The organism is Bradyrhizobium ganzhouense, from assembly GCF_049949285.1.
Classification (GTDB): Bacteria; Pseudomonadota; Alphaproteobacteria; order Rhizobiales; family Xanthobacteraceae; genus Bradyrhizobium; species Bradyrhizobium ganzhouense.
The window spans coordinates 4052585-4070768 of record NZ_CP181318.1 but is presented as its reverse complement, the minus strand read 5'-3'; the positions used below and the strand labels follow the sequence as shown (position 1 = coordinate 4070768).

Sequence of the window (18184 nt, the reverse complement as noted above, 5' to 3'; positions counted from 1 at the left end):
TCGCAATGACGGTGTTTGTGGCAACACCTACGCAGGCGCGCCCGACTTCACGAGCTTGTAGATCACCGAATCCATCAGCGCCTGGAACGAGGCGTCGATGATGTTCGGGGACACGCCGACCGTGGTCCAGCGATCGCCGTTCTCGTCCTCGCTCTCGATCAGGACGCGCGTGACCGCGCCGGTACCGCCATTGAGGATACGCACGCGGTAGTCGATCAACGTCAGACCCTCGATGTACTTCTGATACTTGCCGAGGTCCTTGCGCAGGGCGACGTCGAGCGCGTTGACGGGGCCGTTGCCCTCGGCTGCTGAAATCAGATGCTCGCCGGCGACGTCGACCTTCACCACGGCCAAAGCAACGGTGACACGCTCACCAAGGGCGTTGTAGCGCTGCTCGACGTTGACGTCGAACTGCTCGACCTCGAAATAATGCGGGACCTTGCCGAGCGTGCGGCGCGCCAGCAGATCGAACGAGGCGTTGGCGGATTCGTAGGCGTAACCGGCGGCCTCGCGCTCCTTCAATTCGTCGACCAGCCGGGTCAGCTTCGGATCGCTTTTCTCGTAAGCAATGCCCGCGCGGTCGAGCTCGGCCATGACGTTGGAGCGGCCGGCCTGGTCGGACACCAGCACCTTGCGGTGATTGCCGACGGTCTCTGGCAACACATGTTCGTAGGTCTGCGGATCCTTCATCACGGCGGAGGCGTGAATGCCGGTCTTGGTAACGAAGGCGCTCTCGCCGACATAGGCGGCATGGCGGTTCGGCACGCGATTGAGCATGTCGTCGAGGGTACGCGAGACCTTGACGAGGGTCGCCAGTTTCTCCGGCGTGACGCTGATATCGAAGGCGTCCGAAAACTCCTTCTTCAATTTCAGCGTCGGGATCAGCGAGCAGAGGTTGGCGTTGCCGCAGCGCTCGCCGAGACCGTTCAGCGTGCCCTGGATCTGCCGCGCGCCGGCGCGCACCGCGGCGAGCGAATTCGCCACCGCCTGCTCGGTGTCGTTATGGGCGTGGATGCCGATGTGGTCGCCGGGGATGTGCTTGGTCACCTCGGTGACAACAGCCTCAATCTCGTTCGGCATGGTGCCGCCATTGGTGTCGCACAACACCACCCAGCGTGCGCCGGCTTCATAGGCAGCCTTGGCGCAGGCGAGCGCAAAGCTCGCATCTTCCTTATAGCCGTCGAAAAAATGCTCGCAGTCGAGCATCACTTCCCGGCCAGCCGCTTTTGCCGCTGCGACGCTGTCACGGATCGAGGCGAGGTTTTCTTCTTTCGTCGTCTCCAGCGCGACGCGCACCTGATAGGCTGACGACTTCGCAACGAAGCAGATCGCGTCGGCCCTCGCTTCCAGAAGCCCGGCGACGCCGGGATCGTTGGAGACCGAGCGCCCTGCTCGCCGCGTCATGCCGAAGGCGGTGAAGCGCGCATGGTTCAGCTTCGGCTTGTTGCCGAAAAATTCGGTGTCGAGCGGATTGGCACCGGGATAGCCACCCTCGACATAGTCGATGCCGAGCTCATCGAGCATCGCCGCGATGATCTGCTTGTCGGTCAGCGTGAAATCGACGCCATTGGTCTGCGCACCGTCGCGCAGCGTGGTGTCGAAAAGATAAAGGCGCTCCTTGCTCATTGCGGTACTCCGAGCGTCTTCTTCATGGTGGTGTTGGCGAGCCATTCGTCATTGATGGTGACGCTGTTGCGCTGCATGGGGACGTAGCCGCGCTTCGCGAAGAAATTTTGGGCGGTGTCGCTGGCATCGACCGTGAGCGCTGCAGCGCCACGGCCGCCCGCGAGCTTTTCCAGCGCGTCAACCAGCATGGTCGCGATGCCCTGCCGGCCAACTGCCGGATGCACATAGAGCATGCGGATGTGATCGGTGCCGCGCAGCGAGGCGAAGCCGACGGGCGAGCCATCCAGCGTGGCGATCAGCGTCAGGTCGGAGGCGAGCCGCTTGCCGAACTCCTCGGTCTCGGCCGCCTCCATCCAGGCTTCCCGCTGCGCCTCGCTGTAGTCGTCACCGGTCAGCTCCTGGATGCTGGCGACGAAGATCGCGGCCAGCATAGGAACGTCGGCCGGCAAAAACGGCCGCAAGCCGGGCTTGGGATGCGCTTGTGCCATCACGCGAGCTCCCATGTCGTCAGCGGCTTTCCGTCGGAATCCTTGCCATCCTTGATCACGACGCCCTTGGCGGCGAGCTCGTCGCGGATGCGATCGGATTCCTTGAAGTCTTTTCGCGCCCGCGCAGCCGTGCGCTCCGCGATCAGGCGGTCGATCTCGCCGGCGTCGACGCCGCTCGCACGCTGCTTCCGGCCTTCCCATTGCGCCACGCTCTCGGACAGGAAGCCCAGCAGACGCAGCGAGGCCGACAGCCCGGCCGCATCGGACGAATTGCGCAGGCCATGCAGCGCCGCGATCGCCAGCGGCGTGTTCAGGTCGTCAAGCAGGGCCTCGAGCACGGACGCCGCCGGCTCTGACGGCGCGACGTCAGCCGCAAAGCGGTACCAGTCGTTGAGTGTCTTGGCGCTCTCGTCCAGCGACTTCATGGTCCAGTCGATCGGCGAGGTGTAGTGCGTCTTCAGCATGTTGAGGCGCAGCACCTCACCCGGCCAGTCCGCGAGCAGCTCGTGGATGGTGATGAAGTTGCCGAGGCTCTTCGACATCTTCTCGCTCTCGACCTGCAGGAAGCCGTTGTGCATCCAGTAGTTCGCCATGCGCTGCTGGTGGAAGGCGCAGCAGGTCTGGGCGACCTCGTTCTCGTGATGCGGAAACACGAGATCGATCCCGCCGCCATGGATGTCGAACTGCTCGCCGAGATGCTTCCAGGCCATGGCCGAGCACTCGATATGCCAGCCCGGGCGTCCCTGAGCGGCGATGCCGGCCGGCGACGGCCAGGACGGCTCGCCCGGCTTAGACGGCTTCCACAGCACGAAATCAGTCGAATCCTTTTTGTAGGGCGCGACGTCGACGCGTGCACCGGCGATCATTTCGTCGAGCGACCGCTTCGACAGCGCGCCATAGCGCGGCAGCGTGGAGTTGGCCGCGTTCATCGCCTGTGGCGAGAACAGCACGTGGTCCTCGGCGGCATAGGCAAAGCCGCCGGCAATGAGCCGTTCGATGATCTCGCGCATCTCGCCGATATGCTCGGTTGCGCGCGGCTCCACGCTCGGCCGCAGCGCGCCGAGCGCATCGACGTCAGCGTGAAACTGCTGTCCGGTCTGCTCGGTGACCTTGCGGATCGCCTCGTTCAGCGGCAGGCCGGGAAAATCCCGCGCGGCACGGTCGTTGATCTTGTCGTCGACGTCGGTGATGTTGCGGACATACTTCACGTGCGCCTCGCCATAGAGATGGCGGAGCAGCCGAAACAGCACGTCGAACACGATCACCGGCCGCGCATTGCCGATATGGGCGAAGTCATAGACGGTCGGTCCGCAGACATACATGCGGACGTTCTTCGCATCGAGCGGCACGAAGGCGCGCTTTTCCCGGCTCAGCGTATCGTAAAGACGCAATTCCATATGGACACCCGTCGGCTGTTGGCCGGGCGTCCAGTGCTCTCAATGTGGTTGAGAAAAGACGGCTCCAGCCAGCGAATCGCTAGCTCGTAATCTCGCGGCAAATAATGCAGATGGCGAGGAGACCGTTCATGCGGCGACATATGGGCCACGAAGGCGCCTTTCGTCAAGAGAGCCGCGAAAATGCCGTTTTATCTCCGCAATGCGCGGCCGCCCCGCCTTGATGGTTCGTCATCCTTAACCTTTTGACCTTAATTTGGAACCCGGCGGTCCCCCAGCCCCGGTGCATCCATGCGATCCCTGTTCGCGCTCGTCTCCTGTGCCTCCATTGTCGCAGCGTCCGGCGCTTTCGCCGAGACCCGCGTCTTCATCATCGCCAACCAGGCGGATGGCTACGGAGTCGATCAGTGCCTGGCCAAGGGCGAGAAATGCAGTGCGCAGGTCGCCCGCACCTACTGCCAGTCACGGGACTTTGCGCAGGCATCGGCCTACCGCCGGGTCGATCCCGACGAAATTACCGGCTCTGTCCCCAAATCCGGCGCAAACTGCTCCCATGGCCATTGCGACGAATATGTTGCAATCACCTGCCAGCGCTGAATTCGCTCGGAACTGGCGGACCTTAGGACCCCTCTTCGACCCCTGAAACGACGTGACGATGCCGCAGGAAGCGGCTATTGGAGGGCGCGCTTCGGCCCCCCAACTCACATTGGAAGTCACCTGGGGCCGTGACCTCGCTAGAATGGCGGATATGCCTGAATTTTTGTCTCTGTCCCGTCCTCGCTCCCTCCTTGCCTGCGCCGTGCTTCTGAGCGCGCTCGTGCTCGCCACGGACGCCTTTGCACAGGCCGGCCCGCCTGGAGCGCCGCCGCCGGCCCAAGGCGGCCTCGGACCGAATCCGATGTGTGCACGGCTGGAAGGACAGCTCGCCGCGCTCAACGGTGGGGCGAGCGGCGACCCCGCGCGCGACGACCAGATCCGCCGCTACCAGGAGTCCCAGACCCGCCAGCAGGCCGAACTCGATCGCGTCACCATGCAGGCCAAGCGCATGGGCTGCGATTCCTCCGGCTTCTTCTCGCTGTTCAACGGCCAGTCGGCGCAATGCGGTCCGGTCAACACCCAGATCCAGCAGATGCGCGCCAATCTTGACCAGATCACCGGCAATCTCGAACGCTTGCGCGGCGGCGGTCCCGGCGGCGGCAGCCCCGAGCGCGACAGCCAGCGCCGCTCGGTGCTGATTGCGCTTGCGCAGAACAATTGCGGCCCGCAATACGCCAATGCCGCGCAGTCGCAGGGCGGCAACTTCCTGAGCAATCTGTTCGGCGGCAACAACGCCAACAATCCGCCGCAGGTCGCACCGCCCTCCGATCTCGGCGGCCCGCAATCCGGCACTTATCGGACCGTGTGCGTGCGCACCTGCGACGGCGCCTATTTCCCGATTTCGTTCGCGACCGTTCCGGCGCGCTTCCCCGACGACGAGAAGACCTGCAAGGCGCTGTGCCCGGCAGCCGAAGCCGTGCTCTACGCCCACCGCAATCCCGGCGAGGACATGAGCTCGGCGGTCTCGATCAGCGGCCAGCCCTACACGGCGCTGCCGACCGCCTTCAAATTCCGCAGCGAGTTCAACCCGTCCTGTTCGTGCAAAGCGGCGGGCCAGACCTGGGCCGACGCGCTGAAATCGGCCGACGACAAGGCGGCCGTCGAGCAGCAGGGCGACATTATCGTCACCGAGGAGAGCGCCAAGAAGATGCAGCAGCAGCGGCTCGGAAAGGGGGCGCCTGCAGCGACGGCCAAGAAGGGCGCAGCTCCGGCGCCCACGACCGCGACCGCACCGGCAGCGGCATCGCCAGCGGACGCGAGCACGACCACCACCTCGGAGAACAAGCCGATCCGTTCGGTCGGGCCGACCTTCCTGCCGCAGCAGCAGAAGTAGACCGTTACGCTCTATCAAGCCCCGCGAACGAGCGGCCGCCTCGCGCGGCCGTTTCGCTGTTACTGCCCGCCCTCGCGGCTCCACGGGAAGAGATTGGCCGGAAAGTCCGCCGCGTACCGCTTTCCCTTTGGGGGCGGCGGTGGCTCGTCCGGTGGATTCGGGTTCGGCTCGACCACCCGCCGGTAGAGATGCCAGGTGGCGTGACCAAGTACCGGCAGAACGACAGCGAGACCGACGAAGAGTGGTAGCGAGCCGATCACCAGCAGCCCCGCCACGATGAGGCCCCACCCGGCCATCGCAACCGGATTCGCCGCCACCGCTCGGAGCGAGGTGCGGATCGCATCGATCGCAGTCGCATGCCGGTCGAGCATCAACGGAAACGACACAACGCTGACGCACAGGGCCACGACCGCAAACAGGAAGCCGACACCACAACCGACAGCGATGAGCGTCCAGCCTTCCGGTGTCGTCAGCACACGCGTTACGAAGTCGGGAATGCTTGCAGCCGGCGCGTGACCAAAGATGATGATGTAGATCGCGTTCGCGACGCCTATCCAGGCCCCGAACAGGACCAGCAGGAGCACGCCGAGCTCGAGCATGGCGCCGAACGACGGTGCCCGCAGCACCTTGATCGCGTCCCATGCACCGACCTCCTCGCCGCGCTCACGGCGACGGCTGAGTTCGTAGAGGCCGATTGCAGCAAAGGGGCCGATCAAGGCAAACCCGGCGGCCAGCGGAAACAACAGCGGCAGCACCGAATAGCCGAGGACCATCCTGAACAGGACGAGGCCAAGGACGGGATAAATCACGCACAGGACGATCGCGTGACTTGGCATCGCCTGGAAATCCTCCCACCCCAGGCGTAGCGCCGCGGTTAGGTCGGACCAACCGATCTTACGAGTGGGATAAGAGGCCGCTTCGCCGAATACGTGCCGCCTGATGGTATCGTGGGAGTACAGAGTGGCCATGAACGCACCCTCCCGTGCTGAAGCCGCGGCGGTCATACCGCGCGCTTTCAAGCCACGCGCGTGTCCGCCTCATGAGCGAGAAACGCGATGGGCCGAGTACGGCAACCCAGGTTCAGCGAAACGAGCCTGGCCGGACGGAACCCGTCGCGACCTGCTTCGCAAGCTTAGCGCGCGCGGGGCGCGGCTGCACTCACGGTTGGGTGAATTGTGCATCTGCACAGATTTGCGCGTTGCGTCCCGCCGCCATGCACAACCGACGCATTGCCGACTTGCCGGCGACAGCAACGCGAGCGCCACTCCGCACGCCGACATGCTCTATTGACGCCGGGTTCGGCTGGTATCATTTTAGAAGCAGACGCCCTTAGCTCCGATAAGATCGTTGGTCGCGACCGTTCTCTTGATTTCGCGACCCGTGGAATGGGCGAGGAACAGGCCGGCGATGGCGTAGACGCCGACCAAGAAAAGCCAGCCATCGCGACAGACGTGAGCTCCGCCCTGGATTCGTATCCGTAGCCTTTGATGGCAAGGATGGATCAGGATGGCTGTCGCACTGATACTGCTTCTGGTCGCGATTGGCTCGGTGCTGTTTCACCTCTACAGCCCGTGGTGGTGGACGCCGATCGCCACGAACTGGGCCTATATCGACAACACCATAAACATCACGTTCTGGATCACGGGCTTCGTTTTCGTCGCGGTCATCGCCTTCATGGCCTATTGCGTTTTCCGCTTTCACCACAAAGAGGGAAGACGGGCTGACTACAATCCGGAAAACAAAAAGCTCGAATGGTGGCTGAGCGTCGGGACCGGCGTCGGCGTCGCGGCCATGCTCGCGCCTGGCCTCGTGGTCTGGCACCAGTTCGTGACGGTGCCTGCGGACGCGACCGAAGTCGAGGTGATGGGCCAGCAATGGCAATGGAGCTTCCGCCTTCCGGGCAAGGATGGACGGTTGGGCACAACCGATGTCCGCAACATCAGTCCTGAGAATCCGATGGGCCTCAATCGCGACGATCCAGTTGGGCAGGACGATGTCGTGATCGAGAACGGAGACCTGCACCTTCAAGTGGGAAAGCCGGTCAAGGTTCTCCTCCGCTCGGTTGACGTCCTGCACGATTTCTTCGTGCCCGAATTCCGGGCCAAGATGGACATGGTTCCAGGCGCGGTGACCTATTTCTGGATCAAGCCCATCCGAACCGGAACGTTCGATGTTCTCTGTGCGGAGCTTTGTGGCGCCGCTCATTATCAGATGCGGGCCAAGGTCGTCGTCGACGAAGAGCGCGAATATCATGCCTGGCTGGAGCAACAGAAAACGTTTGCGGAATTGTCGTCCCGAAACGCCATCATGAAGGCGACGTATCAATCCGGCGGCAAGTAGCTAGGTGCCGCCGCGAAGTTAGGTCGGGTGCGTGAGGCCAGCTCGTCGCCCCCGATGGAAACGACCGAGGAGGTTTCTATGGTCGATATTCCATATGATGGGATCACCGGCATTCCGCCTGCCGAAGTGCCTGAGGTCGAGCTCTACCATCCGAGAAGCTGGTGGACGCGGTACGTCTTTTCGCAGGATGCCAAGGTCATCGCCATCCAGTACGCGCTGACAGCTTCGGCCATCGGTCTCGTGGCCCTGGTGCTGTCGTGGCTGATGCGACTGCAACTGGGATTTCCCGGCACCTTCTCTTTCATCGATCCCAACCAGTACCTCCAGCTCATCACCATGCACGGCATGATCATGGTGATCTACCTGCTCACCGCATTGTTTCTGGGAGGCTTTGGCAACTACCTGATCCCGCTGATGGTCGGCGCCCGGGACATGGTCTTCCCTTATGTGAACATGCTGAGCTACTGGGTCTATCTGCTCGCGGTCCTGGTGCTGGCCTCGACATTCTTCGTGCCCGGCGGTCCCACCGGCGCCGGCTGGACGCTGTACCCGCCGCAAGCAATCCTCTCCGGAACACCCGGGCAGGATTGGGGCATCGTTCTCATGATGTCGTCTCTGATCCTGTTCATCATCGGCTTCACCATGGGCGGACTGAATTATGTGGTCACGGTGCTCCAGGCGCGCACTCGCGGCATGACGTTGATGCGCCTGCCCCTGACGGTGTGGGGCATTTTCACGGCGACCGTCATGGCGTTGCTGGCGTTCCCGGCACTCTTCGTTGCCTCGGTCATGCTGTTGCTCGACCGTCTCTTGGGAACCAGCTTCTTCATGCCCTCCCTCGTCGAGATGGGCCAGCTGTCGAAATACAATGGCGGCAGCCCGTTGCTCTTCCAGCACCTGTTCTGGTTCTTCGGCCATCCCGAGGTCTACATCGTCGCCCTGCCCGCCTTCGGCATCGTCTCCGACCTGATCAGCACGCATGCACGCAAGAACATCTTTGGTTACCGCATGATGGTCTGGGCGATCGTGGCCATCGGCGCGCTCAGCTTCCTCGTATGGGCGCACCACATGTATGTAAGCGGAATGTTCCCGCAGTTCGGGTACTTCTTCGCAACCACGACGCTCATCATCGCCATCCCAACCGCGATCAAGGTCTACAACTGGGTGCTGACCCTGTGGCGCGGCGACATTCATCTCAGGGTCCCGATGCTGTTCGCCCTCGGCTTCATCATCACCTTCTTGAACGGCGGGCTCACCGGCCTCTTCCTCGGCAACGTCGTCGTGGACGTTCCGCTCTCGGATACCATGTTCGTGGTCGCGCATTTCCACATGGTGATGGGCGTGGCACCGATCATGGTCGTGCTCGGGGCGATCTATCATTGGTACCCCAAGGTTACGGGGCGGATGCTGAACGACGTCCTCGGCAAGTTTCACTTCTGGGTCACCTTCCTCGGGGCCTACCTGATCTTCTTCCCCATGCACTATCTTGGACTGCTCGGGGTTCCGCGCCGGTATTTCGAACTCGGTGACACCGCGTTCATCCCGCCCTCGGCCCACTCGCTGAATGCCTTCATTTCCGTGGTGGCCCTGACCGTCGGCTTCAGCCAGATGGTGTTCCTGTTCAATCTTGCCTGGAGCCTGTTCAAAGGTGAGCCCTCGGGCGGCAATCCGTGGCGGGCGACGACGCTGGAATGGCAGACGCCGGAGACTCCCCCCGGGCACGGCAACTGGGGCAAGGAGCTCCCGGTCGTCTACCGCTGGGCCTATGACTACAGTGTCCCCGGCGCCGCCGAGGACTTCATTCCGCAGAACCAGCCGCCGCGCGCGACGCCGGTCGTTCAGGGAGCTGCTTCGTGAGTGCCATCCTCCTGTTCCTGGCTGTGATCGCGATCATCGCTGGCTGGTGGCTGTCGCAGCAGCGGCTGACGGCCAAGCCCTGGCTGGAGGAAGGTCCGGTCGGTGACTTCCCCGGCGGCGATGCCATGACCTGGCCGGCAGCGAAGATCGGGCTTGGCGTGTTTCTCGCCGTCGCGAGTTCATTGTTCGTCCTCTTCATCAGCGCCTACTCGATGCGCATGAACGCGGTTGATTGGCGGGCGCTGCCCGTGCCGCGGCTGCTGTGGATCAACACGGGCGTCCTGGTCGTGAGCAGCGTCGCGCTGCAATGGTCGTCTGTGGCCGCGCGCCGACACGACGCTGATGGCGTCATGACCGGTCTGCTCGCGGGCGGAGTGTCCGCCATGATCTTCCTCGCCGGGCAGCTCCTGGCCTGGCAGCAGCTCAACGCGGCCGGATATTTCGTGGCGTCCAATCCGGCCAATTCGTTCTTCTATCTGTTGACCGCGTTGCACGGGCTGCATCTGACGGGCGGCCTGGTTGCGCTGGGCCGAACCTCGGCCAAGGTGTGGCGCAGCTCCGAGATCGCCGACATGCGCTTGAGCGTGGAACTATGTGCCACCTACTGGCACTTCCTGCTGTTGGTCTGGCTTGTCCTGCTCGGGCTTCTCACGGGCTGGACCGACGATTTCGTCAACATCTGTCGCCAATTGCTGAGCTAGGGAGGCGAGACCGGATGGCTGAGACCGTGCTGACACATACAGCAGAAGCTCCCGAACGGCTTCCGGGCTGGCGCGGCATCGCTGCGGACTGGGCTTCGGATCAGCGCGCGTTCAAGAATGTGTCCTGGGGCAAGGCCATGATGTGGATCTTCCTCCTCAGCGACACCTTCATCTTCAGTTGCTTCCTGCTCTCCTACATGACGGCGCGCATGTCTACGACCGTGCCGTGGCCCAACCCCAGCGAAGTCTTCGCCCTCAACCTCGCCGGCAAGCACATCCCGCTCATCCTGATCGCCATCATGACCTTCATCCTGATCAGCAGCAGCGGGACCATGGCGATGGCCGTCAATTTCGGCTATCGCCGCGATCGCATCAGAACCGCAGCCTTGATGCTGGTCACGGCGGCGTTCGGCGCAACCTTCGTCGGCATGCAGGCTTTCGAGTGGACCAAGCTGATCAGGGAGGGCGTCCGGCCCTGGGGCAACCCGTGGGGTGCGGAGCAGTTCGGCTCGAGCTTTTTCATGATCACCGGCTTCCACGGCACCCATGTGACCATCGGCGTCATCTTCCTGATCGCTATTGCACGCAAGGTCGCGCGCGGAGACTTCGACGTCGGGAGGCGCGGCTTCTTCACCAGCCGGAAGGGGTACTACGAGATCGTCGAGATCATGGGCCTGTACTGGCACTTCGTCGATCTCGTGTGGGTATTCATCTTTGCATTGTTCTATCTTTGGTGAGGTGGCGCATGACGAACGCGACGGTACACATGGAAGGACAGCTCCACGCTCCTGCGCATGGCGCAGTCGCAACAGCAGCCGTGCACGCCAAGGGGCAACAGCATCCGATCAAGCTCTACCTCGTGGTCTGGGGCTGGTTGTTCGTCCTCAGCACGTGCTCCTACCTCGTCGATTACTTTGGCCTGCACGGCTATCTCAGGTGGTCGCTGATCCTGCTGTTCATGGTGCTCAAGGCCGGCTTGATCGTCGCCGTCTTCATGCACATGGCCTGGGAACGGCTGGCCCTCGCCTATGCCATCCTGCTGCCGCCGATTGCGGTGTTGGTATTTGTGTCAATCATGGTGCTCGAATCCGAATACACGCACCTGCTGCGGGCGCTGTTTTTCGCAAGCCCGTCGTAGCACCGCCAGACCTGGAACTGACGTCACCCCTCGAACGCGTCGATCGACGCCTTGCTGCCGCGCGACACCAGCGTCTCGTCCGGAGCGGCGAGCGGCTCGCCCCGGTCGCGAAAGCGGTTGGTGATGGGATAGCGGCGGTCGCGGCCGAAATTCTTCCGTGTCACCTTCACGCCGGGCGCGGCCTGGCGGCGCTTGTATTCGGCGACGTTGAGAAGATGGTCGATACGGGTCACCGTCTCGCGGTCGAAGCCCGCGGCGATGATCTGGTCGAGCGGCTCCTCGCGTTCGACCAGACGCTCCAGGATCGCATCGAGCACCTCATAGGGCGGCAGCGAGTCCTGATCGGTCTGGTTCTCGCGCAGCTCCGCCGTCGGCGGCCGCGTGATGATGTCGGGCGGGATCATCTCGCCTGCGGGTCCGAGCGCGCCGTCGGGCTTCCATGAATTGCGCAACGCCGCCAGCCGGAACACCTGCGTCTTGTAAATGTCCTTGATCGGATTGAAGCCGCCGTTCATGTCGCCATAGAGCGTGGCATAGCCGACCGACATTTCCGACTTGTTGCCTGTCGTCACCACCATCAGCCCGGTCTTGTTGGAGATCGCCATCAGCAGCGTGCCGCGGGTGCGGGCCTGAAGGTTTTCCTCGGTGATATCGGGCGGCAGATTCTTGAAGATACCGGACAGGATGGTCTCGAAGCCGGTCACGGCTTCCGCGATCGGCAACACCTCGTAGCGGATGCCGAGATGGCCGGCGAGCTCGCCGGCATCCGCAATCGAGTGTGCCGCCGTGTAGCGATAAGGCAGCATTACGCCATGCACCTGGTCGGCGCCCAGCGCATCGACCGCGATTGCCGCACAGAGCGCGGAATCGATCCCGCCGGAGATGCCAAGCAGCACGCCGGGAAAGCCGTTTTTGGTGACGTAGTCGCGCAGGCCGAGCACGCACGCGGCATAGTCGGCGTGATCGCCTTCGGGCTGCTCGGCAATCGGTCCGGTGCAGCGCCAATCGCCGCCGTTCCTGATGAAGCGCAACGTCGTGATGCTCTCTGCGAACGCCGGCAGTTGCGCGGCGAGCGAGAGATCGCCATTGAGCGCGAAAGACGCGCCGTCGAACACGAGTTCGTCCTGGCCGCAGACCTGATTGAGATAGACCAGCGGCAAGCCGCTCTCGGTAACCCGCGCGACCGCCACCGACAGACGCACGTCGTTCTTGTCGCGGCCATAGGGCGAGCCGTTCGGCACCAGAATGATCTCGGCGCCGGTCTCGGCCAGCGTCTCGACCACGTTTTCGTAATCCTCGGACTCTTCCAGCCAGATGTCCTCGCAGATCGGCACGCCGATCCGCACGCCCCGCACGGTGACCGGGCCTGCCGCCGGCCCGCGCGCAAACAACCGCTTCTCGTCGAACACGCCGTAATTCGGCAGGTTGCATTTGAAGCGCAACGCTGCGATGCGCCCGCCGTCGAGCAGCGCGCAGGCATTGTAGAGCTTGTCCTCCTCGACCCAGGGCGTGCCGACCAGCAACGCCGGGCCGCCGTCGCCGGTCTCGCGCGCGAGCGCTTCGATTGCGGAACGGCAGGCGGCCTGGAAGGCCGGCTTCTGCACCAGATCTTCCGGCGGATAGCCGGCGATGAACAATTCCGGAAACAGCACGAGATCGGCGCCATCGGCGATGGCTCGCGCGCGCGCCGAGCGAACTTTCGCGGCGTTGCCCTCGATGTCGCCCATGGTCGGATTGAGCTGCGCGAGCGTGACCGCGAATGCGTTGAGACGTTCGGTCATGGCCGCTCCGCCCAGCTAGAGGAACCCCAGACGCTCGATGATCGCGATGATCCAGAACGCGCCGGCCATCAGCAGCGCAACGCCCACCGCGGCCGAGCCCATGTCCTTGACCCGCCCGATCTGCTTGTCGTGATCCATGGTCAGGCGGTCGGCGAGCTTCTCGATCGCGGTGTTGAGCAGCTCGACCACCAGCACGAAGGCGACGGAACACACCAGCTCGACCGCGCGCGTTGCGGTCGCGGCGACGAACCACGCCACCGGCAGCGACAGGATCAGCGCAAAGATCTCCTCGCGGATGGCCTGTTCCGAGCGGAACGCAAAGGCCATACCGTTCCGCGAGTTGATCGTGGCCTTCCAGATCCGCAGCAAGGTTTTAGAGCCCCGCTGCGGCCGGCATCGGCCTGACCTTGCCGGCACGTTCCTGCTTCAGCAGTTCGGCGACAAGGAAAGCCATGTCGATGGATTGCTCGGCATTGAGGCGGGGATCGCAGACCGTGTGGTAGCGGTCGTTGAGATCCTCGTCGGTGATGGCGCGGGCGCCGCCGATGCATTCGGTGACGTCCTGGCCGGTCATCTCCAGATGCACGCCGCCGGCATGGGTGCCTTCCGCGGCGTGGATCGTGAAGAACGACTTCACTTCCGACAGCACGCGGTCGAACGGCCGGGTCTTGTAGCCCGACGTCGAGGTGATGGTGTTGCCGTGCATGGGATCGCACGACCAGACCACCACTTTGCCCTCGCGCTTCACGGCGCGGATCAGGTTCGGCAGATGGTCGGTGACCTTGTCGGAGCCGAAGCGGTTGATCAGCGTCAGCCGGCCCGGCTCGTTGTCGGGGTTGAGCACGTCGATCAGCTTCAACAGCTCGTCGGGTTTGAGCGACGGGCCGCATTTCAGCCCGATCGGGTTCTTGATGCCGCGGAAATATTCGACATGGCCGTGATCGAGCTGGCGGGTGCGGTCGCCGATCCAGATCATGTGGCCCGAGGTTGCGTACCAGTCGCCGGTCGTGGAATCGACGCGGGTCATGGCCTGCTCATAGCCGAGCAGCAGCGCTTCATGGCTGGTGTAGAAATCGGTGGCGCGCAGCTCCGGATGGCTCTCGAGATCGAGGCCGCAGGCGCGCATGAAGTTGAGCGCGTCCGAGATGCGGTCGGCCAATTCCTTGTAGCGACGTGACTGCGGCGAGTCCTTGAGAAAGCCGAGCATCCATTGATGCACGCTGCCGAGGTTAGCGAAACCGCCTGTGGCGAAGGCGCGCAGCAGGTTCAGCGTCGCGGCCGACTGGCGATAGGCCATCAGCTGGCGCTGCGGATCCGGCACGCGCGCTTCCTTGGTGAAGGCGATGTCGTTGACGATGTCGCCGCGATAGCTCGGCAGCTCGAGGCCGCCCACCTTCTCGGTCGGCGACGAGCGCGGTTTTGCAAACTGGCCGGCGATGCGGCCGACCTTCACCACCGGCACCGCGCCGGCGTAGGTCAACACCACCGCCATCTGCAGCAGCACGCGGAAGAAGTCGCGGATGTTGTTGGCACCGTGCTCGGCAAAGCTCTCGGCGCAATCGCCGCCCTGCAGAAGGAAGGCATCGCCGGCCGCAACGCGGGCCAGCGCCTTCTTCAGATTGCGCGCCTCGCCGGCAAACACCAGCGGCGGAAAGGTTGCAAGCTGCGCCTCGACGTCGGCCAAAGCCTTGGCGTCGGGATATTCGGGCACCTGTAGCACCGGCTTGCTGCGCCAGGACTCGGGCGTCCACCGCTCGGACATCGCAATCTCTCCGTGAAGCAAAAAGTGCAACCTGATCTGTGGGTTGCGAGGGCCGCCTTATACACAGGCTGGCACGACACCGCCAGTTGTAAATCCATTTCGCAATGCAAACCCTTGCGAGCAAAGCCGAATTCGCATTTGCTAGGGGCGGCAGAGGAAACCGGCAAGACGACTTCCACCCATGGACGCGGCACTGGACGACGTTTTCATCGACGAGATCAGCTTCCCGGCGACCGACGGGTACGCGCTGACCGGCACCCTGTTCCTGCCCCGCGGCGCCAAGCGCCATGCCGTCCTGATCAACTCAGCGACCGCCGTCCCGCGAAAAATCTATCGCGGCTTTGCCTCCTATCTCGCCCATCGTGGCTGCGCGGTACTCACCTACGACTATCGCGGCATCGGCGACTCCCGGCAGCCGGCGATGGTCGGCTACAACCAGCCGAAATCGCTGGTCGGCTTCAAGGCCTCGATGTCGGACTGGGCCGCGCAGGACGTCACCGCTGCGGTGCGCTGGATGCGCGAACGTTATCATGGGCTAGCACTTGCCTATGTCGGCCATTCCTTCGGTGGCCAGGCGCTCGGGCTGATCGAAAACAACAGCGAGATTTCGCGCGCCGCGTTCGTGGCCTCACAGGCCGCGACCTGGCGGCTGATGACGTCGCCGGAGAAATACCGCGTCTACACCTTCATGAATTTCGTTGGCGTGCCGCTGGTCCACGCGCTCGGCTATGCGCCGGGCTGGGTCGGCATCGGCGAGGATCTGCCCAAGGGCGTCTTCCTGCAATGGGCCGACTGGGTCTCGAGCCCGCGCTATCTCTTCGATTCAAAACTGCCGGCACTTGAGAATTTTGCGAAGTTCAAGGGCGAGCTGCGCGCGCTCTGCTTTTCCGATGATCCATGGGCAACGCGGCCGGCGGTCGAGCTGCTCGCGTCCGGCTTCACGGCGATCCAGCCGGAGGTGTTGACGGTGAAACCCTCCGACGTTGGCGCCAAGGCGATCGGCCATTTCGGCTTCTTCCGCCCGGAGCACCGCGACACGCTGTGGCGCGGCGTGGCGGAATGGATCCAGGGGGAATGATCGTTAGGCGGCCGAGGGCAATTTGACGACAACGCGTAGCCCGGTTCGCTCCGCCTCCGTGACGTTCGCCGCCTCAATCGTACCACCAAGCCGATCGACGATCCGTTTCACGATCGAGAGGCCGAGACCGACGCCATCGCCTTCCGGACGCTGCCCTCGGAAGAACGGCTCAAAGATCCGATCGATCTCGTCGGAAGAAACGCCGGGCCCGGTGTCCTCGATTTGAAGCACACATGTCGCATCGTCCTGGTAAATCGCCACATCGATCCTGCCACCCTCCGGCACGAACCGGAGCGCGTTGTCGATGAGATTTCGGATCATGGCGGTGAGCATGACGGGCTCACCTCGCACCGGGACCGGCTCGGCTCGTGCGAAGCCGAGATCGACGCCACGGTTGATCGCCTCCCGCAACAGATCGGCGATCACCCCTCTTGCCGTGCGATCGAGCTCCACGACCTCCCATTGGGCACGATCGGAGGGCGTTGTGTCATGCCGTGCCAGCGCCAGCAACTGTTCCAGAAGATGCTTGCTGCGGCGCATGCCCTGCCGGAGCGCCGCAAGGCGTTCGCGTGCCACAGGCGGCAGCTCGACCTGATCGAGATTCTCGGCCTGCAGGCTCAGCGCCGTCAGCGGCGTCCGCAGTTCGTGTGCGGCATCCGCGATGAACCTGCGCTGCTGCTCCATCATGTCGTGCACGCGGCGCAACAAACCGTTGATCGAGGATACGAACGGGTTGAGTTCGCTCGGGAGGTCGTGAAGCGGGAGCGCCGTCATGTCATCCGCGGGCCTGGCATCGAGTTCCTCTGCAAGACGCACCATCGGGCGCAGCGATCTGGCGATGACGAAGGCGATCACCAGCATCAGGCAGGGGATGAGCGCTGCAATCGGAAGCACGGTGCGGAACGCCATGTCGCCCGCGATCTCATCACGAACGCCCGTGCTCTGCGCCACTGCAAAGCGGCTGCCATCGGGCCGCGTCCGCAGCACCACGCGGACCGGCTTTCCCTTTCGCGTCGCGTCGCGCATGCCGTCCTGAAGCCGCCACAACTGACGCTCCTCGGGCGTGCCTTGCGGCGTCTTGCCCAGCTCCATCAGCCAGACTTCGGAATCCTCATCGACCCCGCGGAGGTCCTGAGCTCCTGTGAAACCGCCGCTCTGAACGAGACCCGCGATCTGGATCAGGACGGAGTCCTGCGTCTCAATGGCTTCGTCGAATGCCCACCGGTGCGCAAGCACGCCCCCCACAAGTCCTGTCAGCAGGACAATCGTCGTCAAGCTGATGAACAGCCGTCCGCGCAACGACTTGATCATGGCGCGCGATCCACCATCCATCCCATCCCGCGCACGTTACGGATCGCCTCCGTGCCGAGTTTCTTTCGGATGGTGTGGATCACGAATTCGACCGCATTGCTTTCGACCTCCTCGTTCCAGCCGTAAAGCTGCCGCTCGAGCTCGCCCCGCGACAGGATGGTGCCGGGCCGCGTCAGCAAAGCCTGGAGCAGCGCGAACTCGCGCGCGGTCAGGAGAACCGTTTGGCCATTGAGCGAGGCCTCGCGGGTCGCAGGATCGAGATTGAGCTTGCCGTTGCCGAGCACAGCAGGCGCACCGCTGCCTTCGCGGCGCGTCACCGCGCGCATCCGCGCCAGCAGCTCGCGGATCTCGAACGGCTTGACCAGGTAATCGTCCGCGCCGAGATCGAGCCCCTCGATCCGATCGTCGATGGCATCGCGCGCGGTCACGATGATGATGGGGAGCTTACGGCCGTCAGCACGCAGCCGCCGCAGGATGTCACGGCCGTCTACGTTGGGCAGGCCAAGATCGAGCAGAATGACCTCGTAGGATTCGCTTGCAGCAGCAACCAGCGCAGCCTCGCCGTCTCTCACCCAGTCGACGGCGTAGGCGGCATCCTTCAGCGCCTGCTCGACGGCGGCGCCAACCATCTTGTCGTCCTCGATCAGCAAAACCCGCAAGAATAGATCCTCAAAACCGCCAGGCCATCCGGCCGTCAAAATCATGGCCATTCCGACTTAGCGCAGAGTTAGGAAGCTTCAGCGGGCCCAAATTGCGGCGAACGCCGCCCTGCCCGGAA

Annotated in this window: 17 protein-coding genes; 8 read left to right on the top strand and 9 right to left on the bottom strand. The window is 63.6% G+C overall.

Annotated elements, in window-relative coordinates; genetic code table 11:
- Positions 1 to 27: 27 nt before the first annotated feature.
- From cimA to cysS, 3 genes are read right to left on the bottom strand one after another with little or no spacing between them, the layout of a single operon-like run.
- The gene (gene cimA / locus ACLFLU_RS18425) at positions 28 to 1626 is read right to left on the bottom strand and encodes a citramalate synthase (RefSeq protein WP_426413574.1); all 1599 of its coding nucleotides are present in this window, start codon (positions 1624 to 1626) and stop codon (positions 28 to 30) included.
- On the bottom strand, positions 1623 to 2114 hold the full coding sequence (locus ACLFLU_RS18420; protein ID WP_426413573.1) for a GNAT family N-acetyltransferase: 492 nt from the start codon (positions 2112 to 2114) through the stop codon (positions 1623 to 1625). The genes cimA and ACLFLU_RS18420 overlap by 4 nt, the downstream gene beginning before the upstream one ends.
- The gene (gene cysS / locus ACLFLU_RS18415; protein WP_426413572.1) at positions 2114 to 3511 is read right to left on the bottom strand and encodes a cysteine--tRNA ligase; all 1398 of its coding nucleotides are present in this window, start codon (positions 3509 to 3511) and stop codon (positions 2114 to 2116) included. The genes ACLFLU_RS18420 and cysS overlap by 1 nt, the downstream gene beginning before the upstream one ends.
- Before the next feature lie 288 nt (positions 3512 to 3799).
- Between cysS and ACLFLU_RS18410 the strand changes: the two genes are divergently transcribed.
- Both ACLFLU_RS18410 and ACLFLU_RS18405 read left to right on the top strand, forming a co-directional pair.
- Entirely contained in the window at positions 3800 to 4105 is a 306-nt protein-coding gene (locus ACLFLU_RS18410) for a hypothetical protein (RefSeq protein WP_426413571.1), read from the top strand.
- 142 nt (positions 4106 to 4247) lie between these two features.
- Entirely contained in the window at positions 4248 to 5438 is a 1191-nt protein-coding gene (locus ACLFLU_RS18405) for a DUF2865 domain-containing protein (RefSeq protein WP_426413570.1), read from the top strand.
- Between the two features lie 59 nt (positions 5439 to 5497).
- Here the strand turns inward: ACLFLU_RS18405 and ACLFLU_RS18400 are convergent, their stop codons facing one another.
- Positions 5498 to 6406, bottom strand: a complete 909-nt coding sequence (locus tag ACLFLU_RS18400; protein WP_426413569.1) for a DUF2189 domain-containing protein — start codon at positions 6404 to 6406, stop codon at positions 5498 to 5500.
- A gap of 538 nt (positions 6407 to 6944) precedes the next feature.
- On the opposite strand from ACLFLU_RS18400, the gene ACLFLU_RS18395 reads away from it, so the two are divergent.
- The 5 genes from ACLFLU_RS18395 (at position 6945) to ACLFLU_RS18375 (ending at position 11474) form a co-directional block, all read left to right on the top strand.
- Positions 6945 to 7778, top strand: coding sequence for a cytochrome c oxidase subunit II (locus ACLFLU_RS18395; protein ID WP_426413568.1), 834 nt, complete (start codon positions 6945 to 6947; stop codon positions 7776 to 7778).
- A 78-nt stretch (positions 7779 to 7856) separates the two neighbouring features.
- Positions 7857 to 9635 (top strand): cytochrome c oxidase subunit I, encoded by a 1779-nt coding sequence (locus ACLFLU_RS18390; RefSeq protein WP_426413567.1) that lies wholly within the window; start codon positions 7857 to 7859, stop codon positions 9633 to 9635.
- Positions 9632 to 10336, top strand: coding sequence for a cytochrome c oxidase subunit 3 (locus tag ACLFLU_RS18385; protein ID WP_426413566.1), 705 nt, complete (start codon positions 9632 to 9634; stop codon positions 10334 to 10336). The genes ACLFLU_RS18390 and ACLFLU_RS18385 overlap by 4 nt, the downstream gene beginning before the upstream one ends.
- Before the next feature lie 14 nt (positions 10337 to 10350).
- A complete protein-coding gene (locus tag ACLFLU_RS18380) occupies positions 10351 to 11073 on the top strand; it encodes a heme-copper oxidase subunit III family protein (protein WP_426413565.1) in 723 nt (240 codons plus the stop codon).
- A gap of 8 nt (positions 11074 to 11081) precedes the next feature.
- Positions 11082 to 11474: a cytochrome C oxidase subunit IV family protein gene (locus ACLFLU_RS18375; protein WP_426413564.1), complete on the top strand. Its 393-nt coding sequence runs from the start codon at positions 11082 to 11084 to the stop codon at positions 11472 to 11474.
- A gap of 23 nt (positions 11475 to 11497) precedes the next feature.
- Here ACLFLU_RS18375 and ACLFLU_RS18370 read toward each other — a convergent pair whose 3' ends face one another.
- From ACLFLU_RS18370 to ACLFLU_RS18360, 3 genes are read right to left on the bottom strand one after another with little or no spacing between them, the layout of a single operon-like run.
- Positions 11498 to 13255, bottom strand: coding sequence for an NAD+ synthase (locus tag ACLFLU_RS18370; RefSeq protein ID WP_426413563.1), 1758 nt, complete (start codon positions 13253 to 13255; stop codon positions 11498 to 11500).
- Between the two features lie 15 nt (positions 13256 to 13270).
- On the bottom strand, positions 13271 to 13624 hold the full coding sequence (locus ACLFLU_RS18365; RefSeq protein ID WP_426413562.1) for a diacylglycerol kinase: 354 nt from the start codon (positions 13622 to 13624) through the stop codon (positions 13271 to 13273).
- Between the two features lie 4 nt (positions 13625 to 13628).
- The gene (locus tag ACLFLU_RS18360) at positions 13629 to 15017 is read right to left on the bottom strand and encodes a class II 3-deoxy-7-phosphoheptulonate synthase (RefSeq protein ID WP_426413561.1); all 1389 of its coding nucleotides are present in this window, start codon (positions 15015 to 15017) and stop codon (positions 13629 to 13631) included.
- Between the two features lie 181 nt (positions 15018 to 15198).
- Here ACLFLU_RS18360 and ACLFLU_RS18355 point away from each other — a divergent pair, with 181 nt between their 5' ends.
- Complete coding sequence (locus tag ACLFLU_RS18355; RefSeq protein WP_426413560.1) at positions 15199 to 16095, top strand: alpha/beta fold hydrolase; 897 nt, start codon at positions 15199 to 15201, stop codon at positions 16093 to 16095.
- A 3-nt stretch (positions 16096 to 16098) separates the two neighbouring features.
- Here the strand turns inward: ACLFLU_RS18355 and ACLFLU_RS18350 are convergent, their stop codons facing one another.
- Both ACLFLU_RS18350 and ACLFLU_RS18345 read right to left on the bottom strand, forming a co-directional pair.
- Positions 16099 to 17406 carry an ATP-binding protein gene (locus ACLFLU_RS18350; protein WP_426413559.1) on the bottom strand — a complete coding sequence of 436 codons (1308 nt, stop codon included), beginning with the start codon at positions 17404 to 17406 and terminating at the stop codon, positions 16099 to 16101.
- The gene (locus tag ACLFLU_RS18345; protein WP_426413558.1) at positions 17403 to 18065 is read right to left on the bottom strand and encodes a response regulator transcription factor; all 663 of its coding nucleotides are present in this window, start codon (positions 18063 to 18065) and stop codon (positions 17403 to 17405) included. Before ACLFLU_RS18345 ends, ACLFLU_RS18350 begins: the two co-directional genes overlap by 4 nt.
- Between the last annotated feature and the right edge of the window lie 119 nt (positions 18066 to 18184).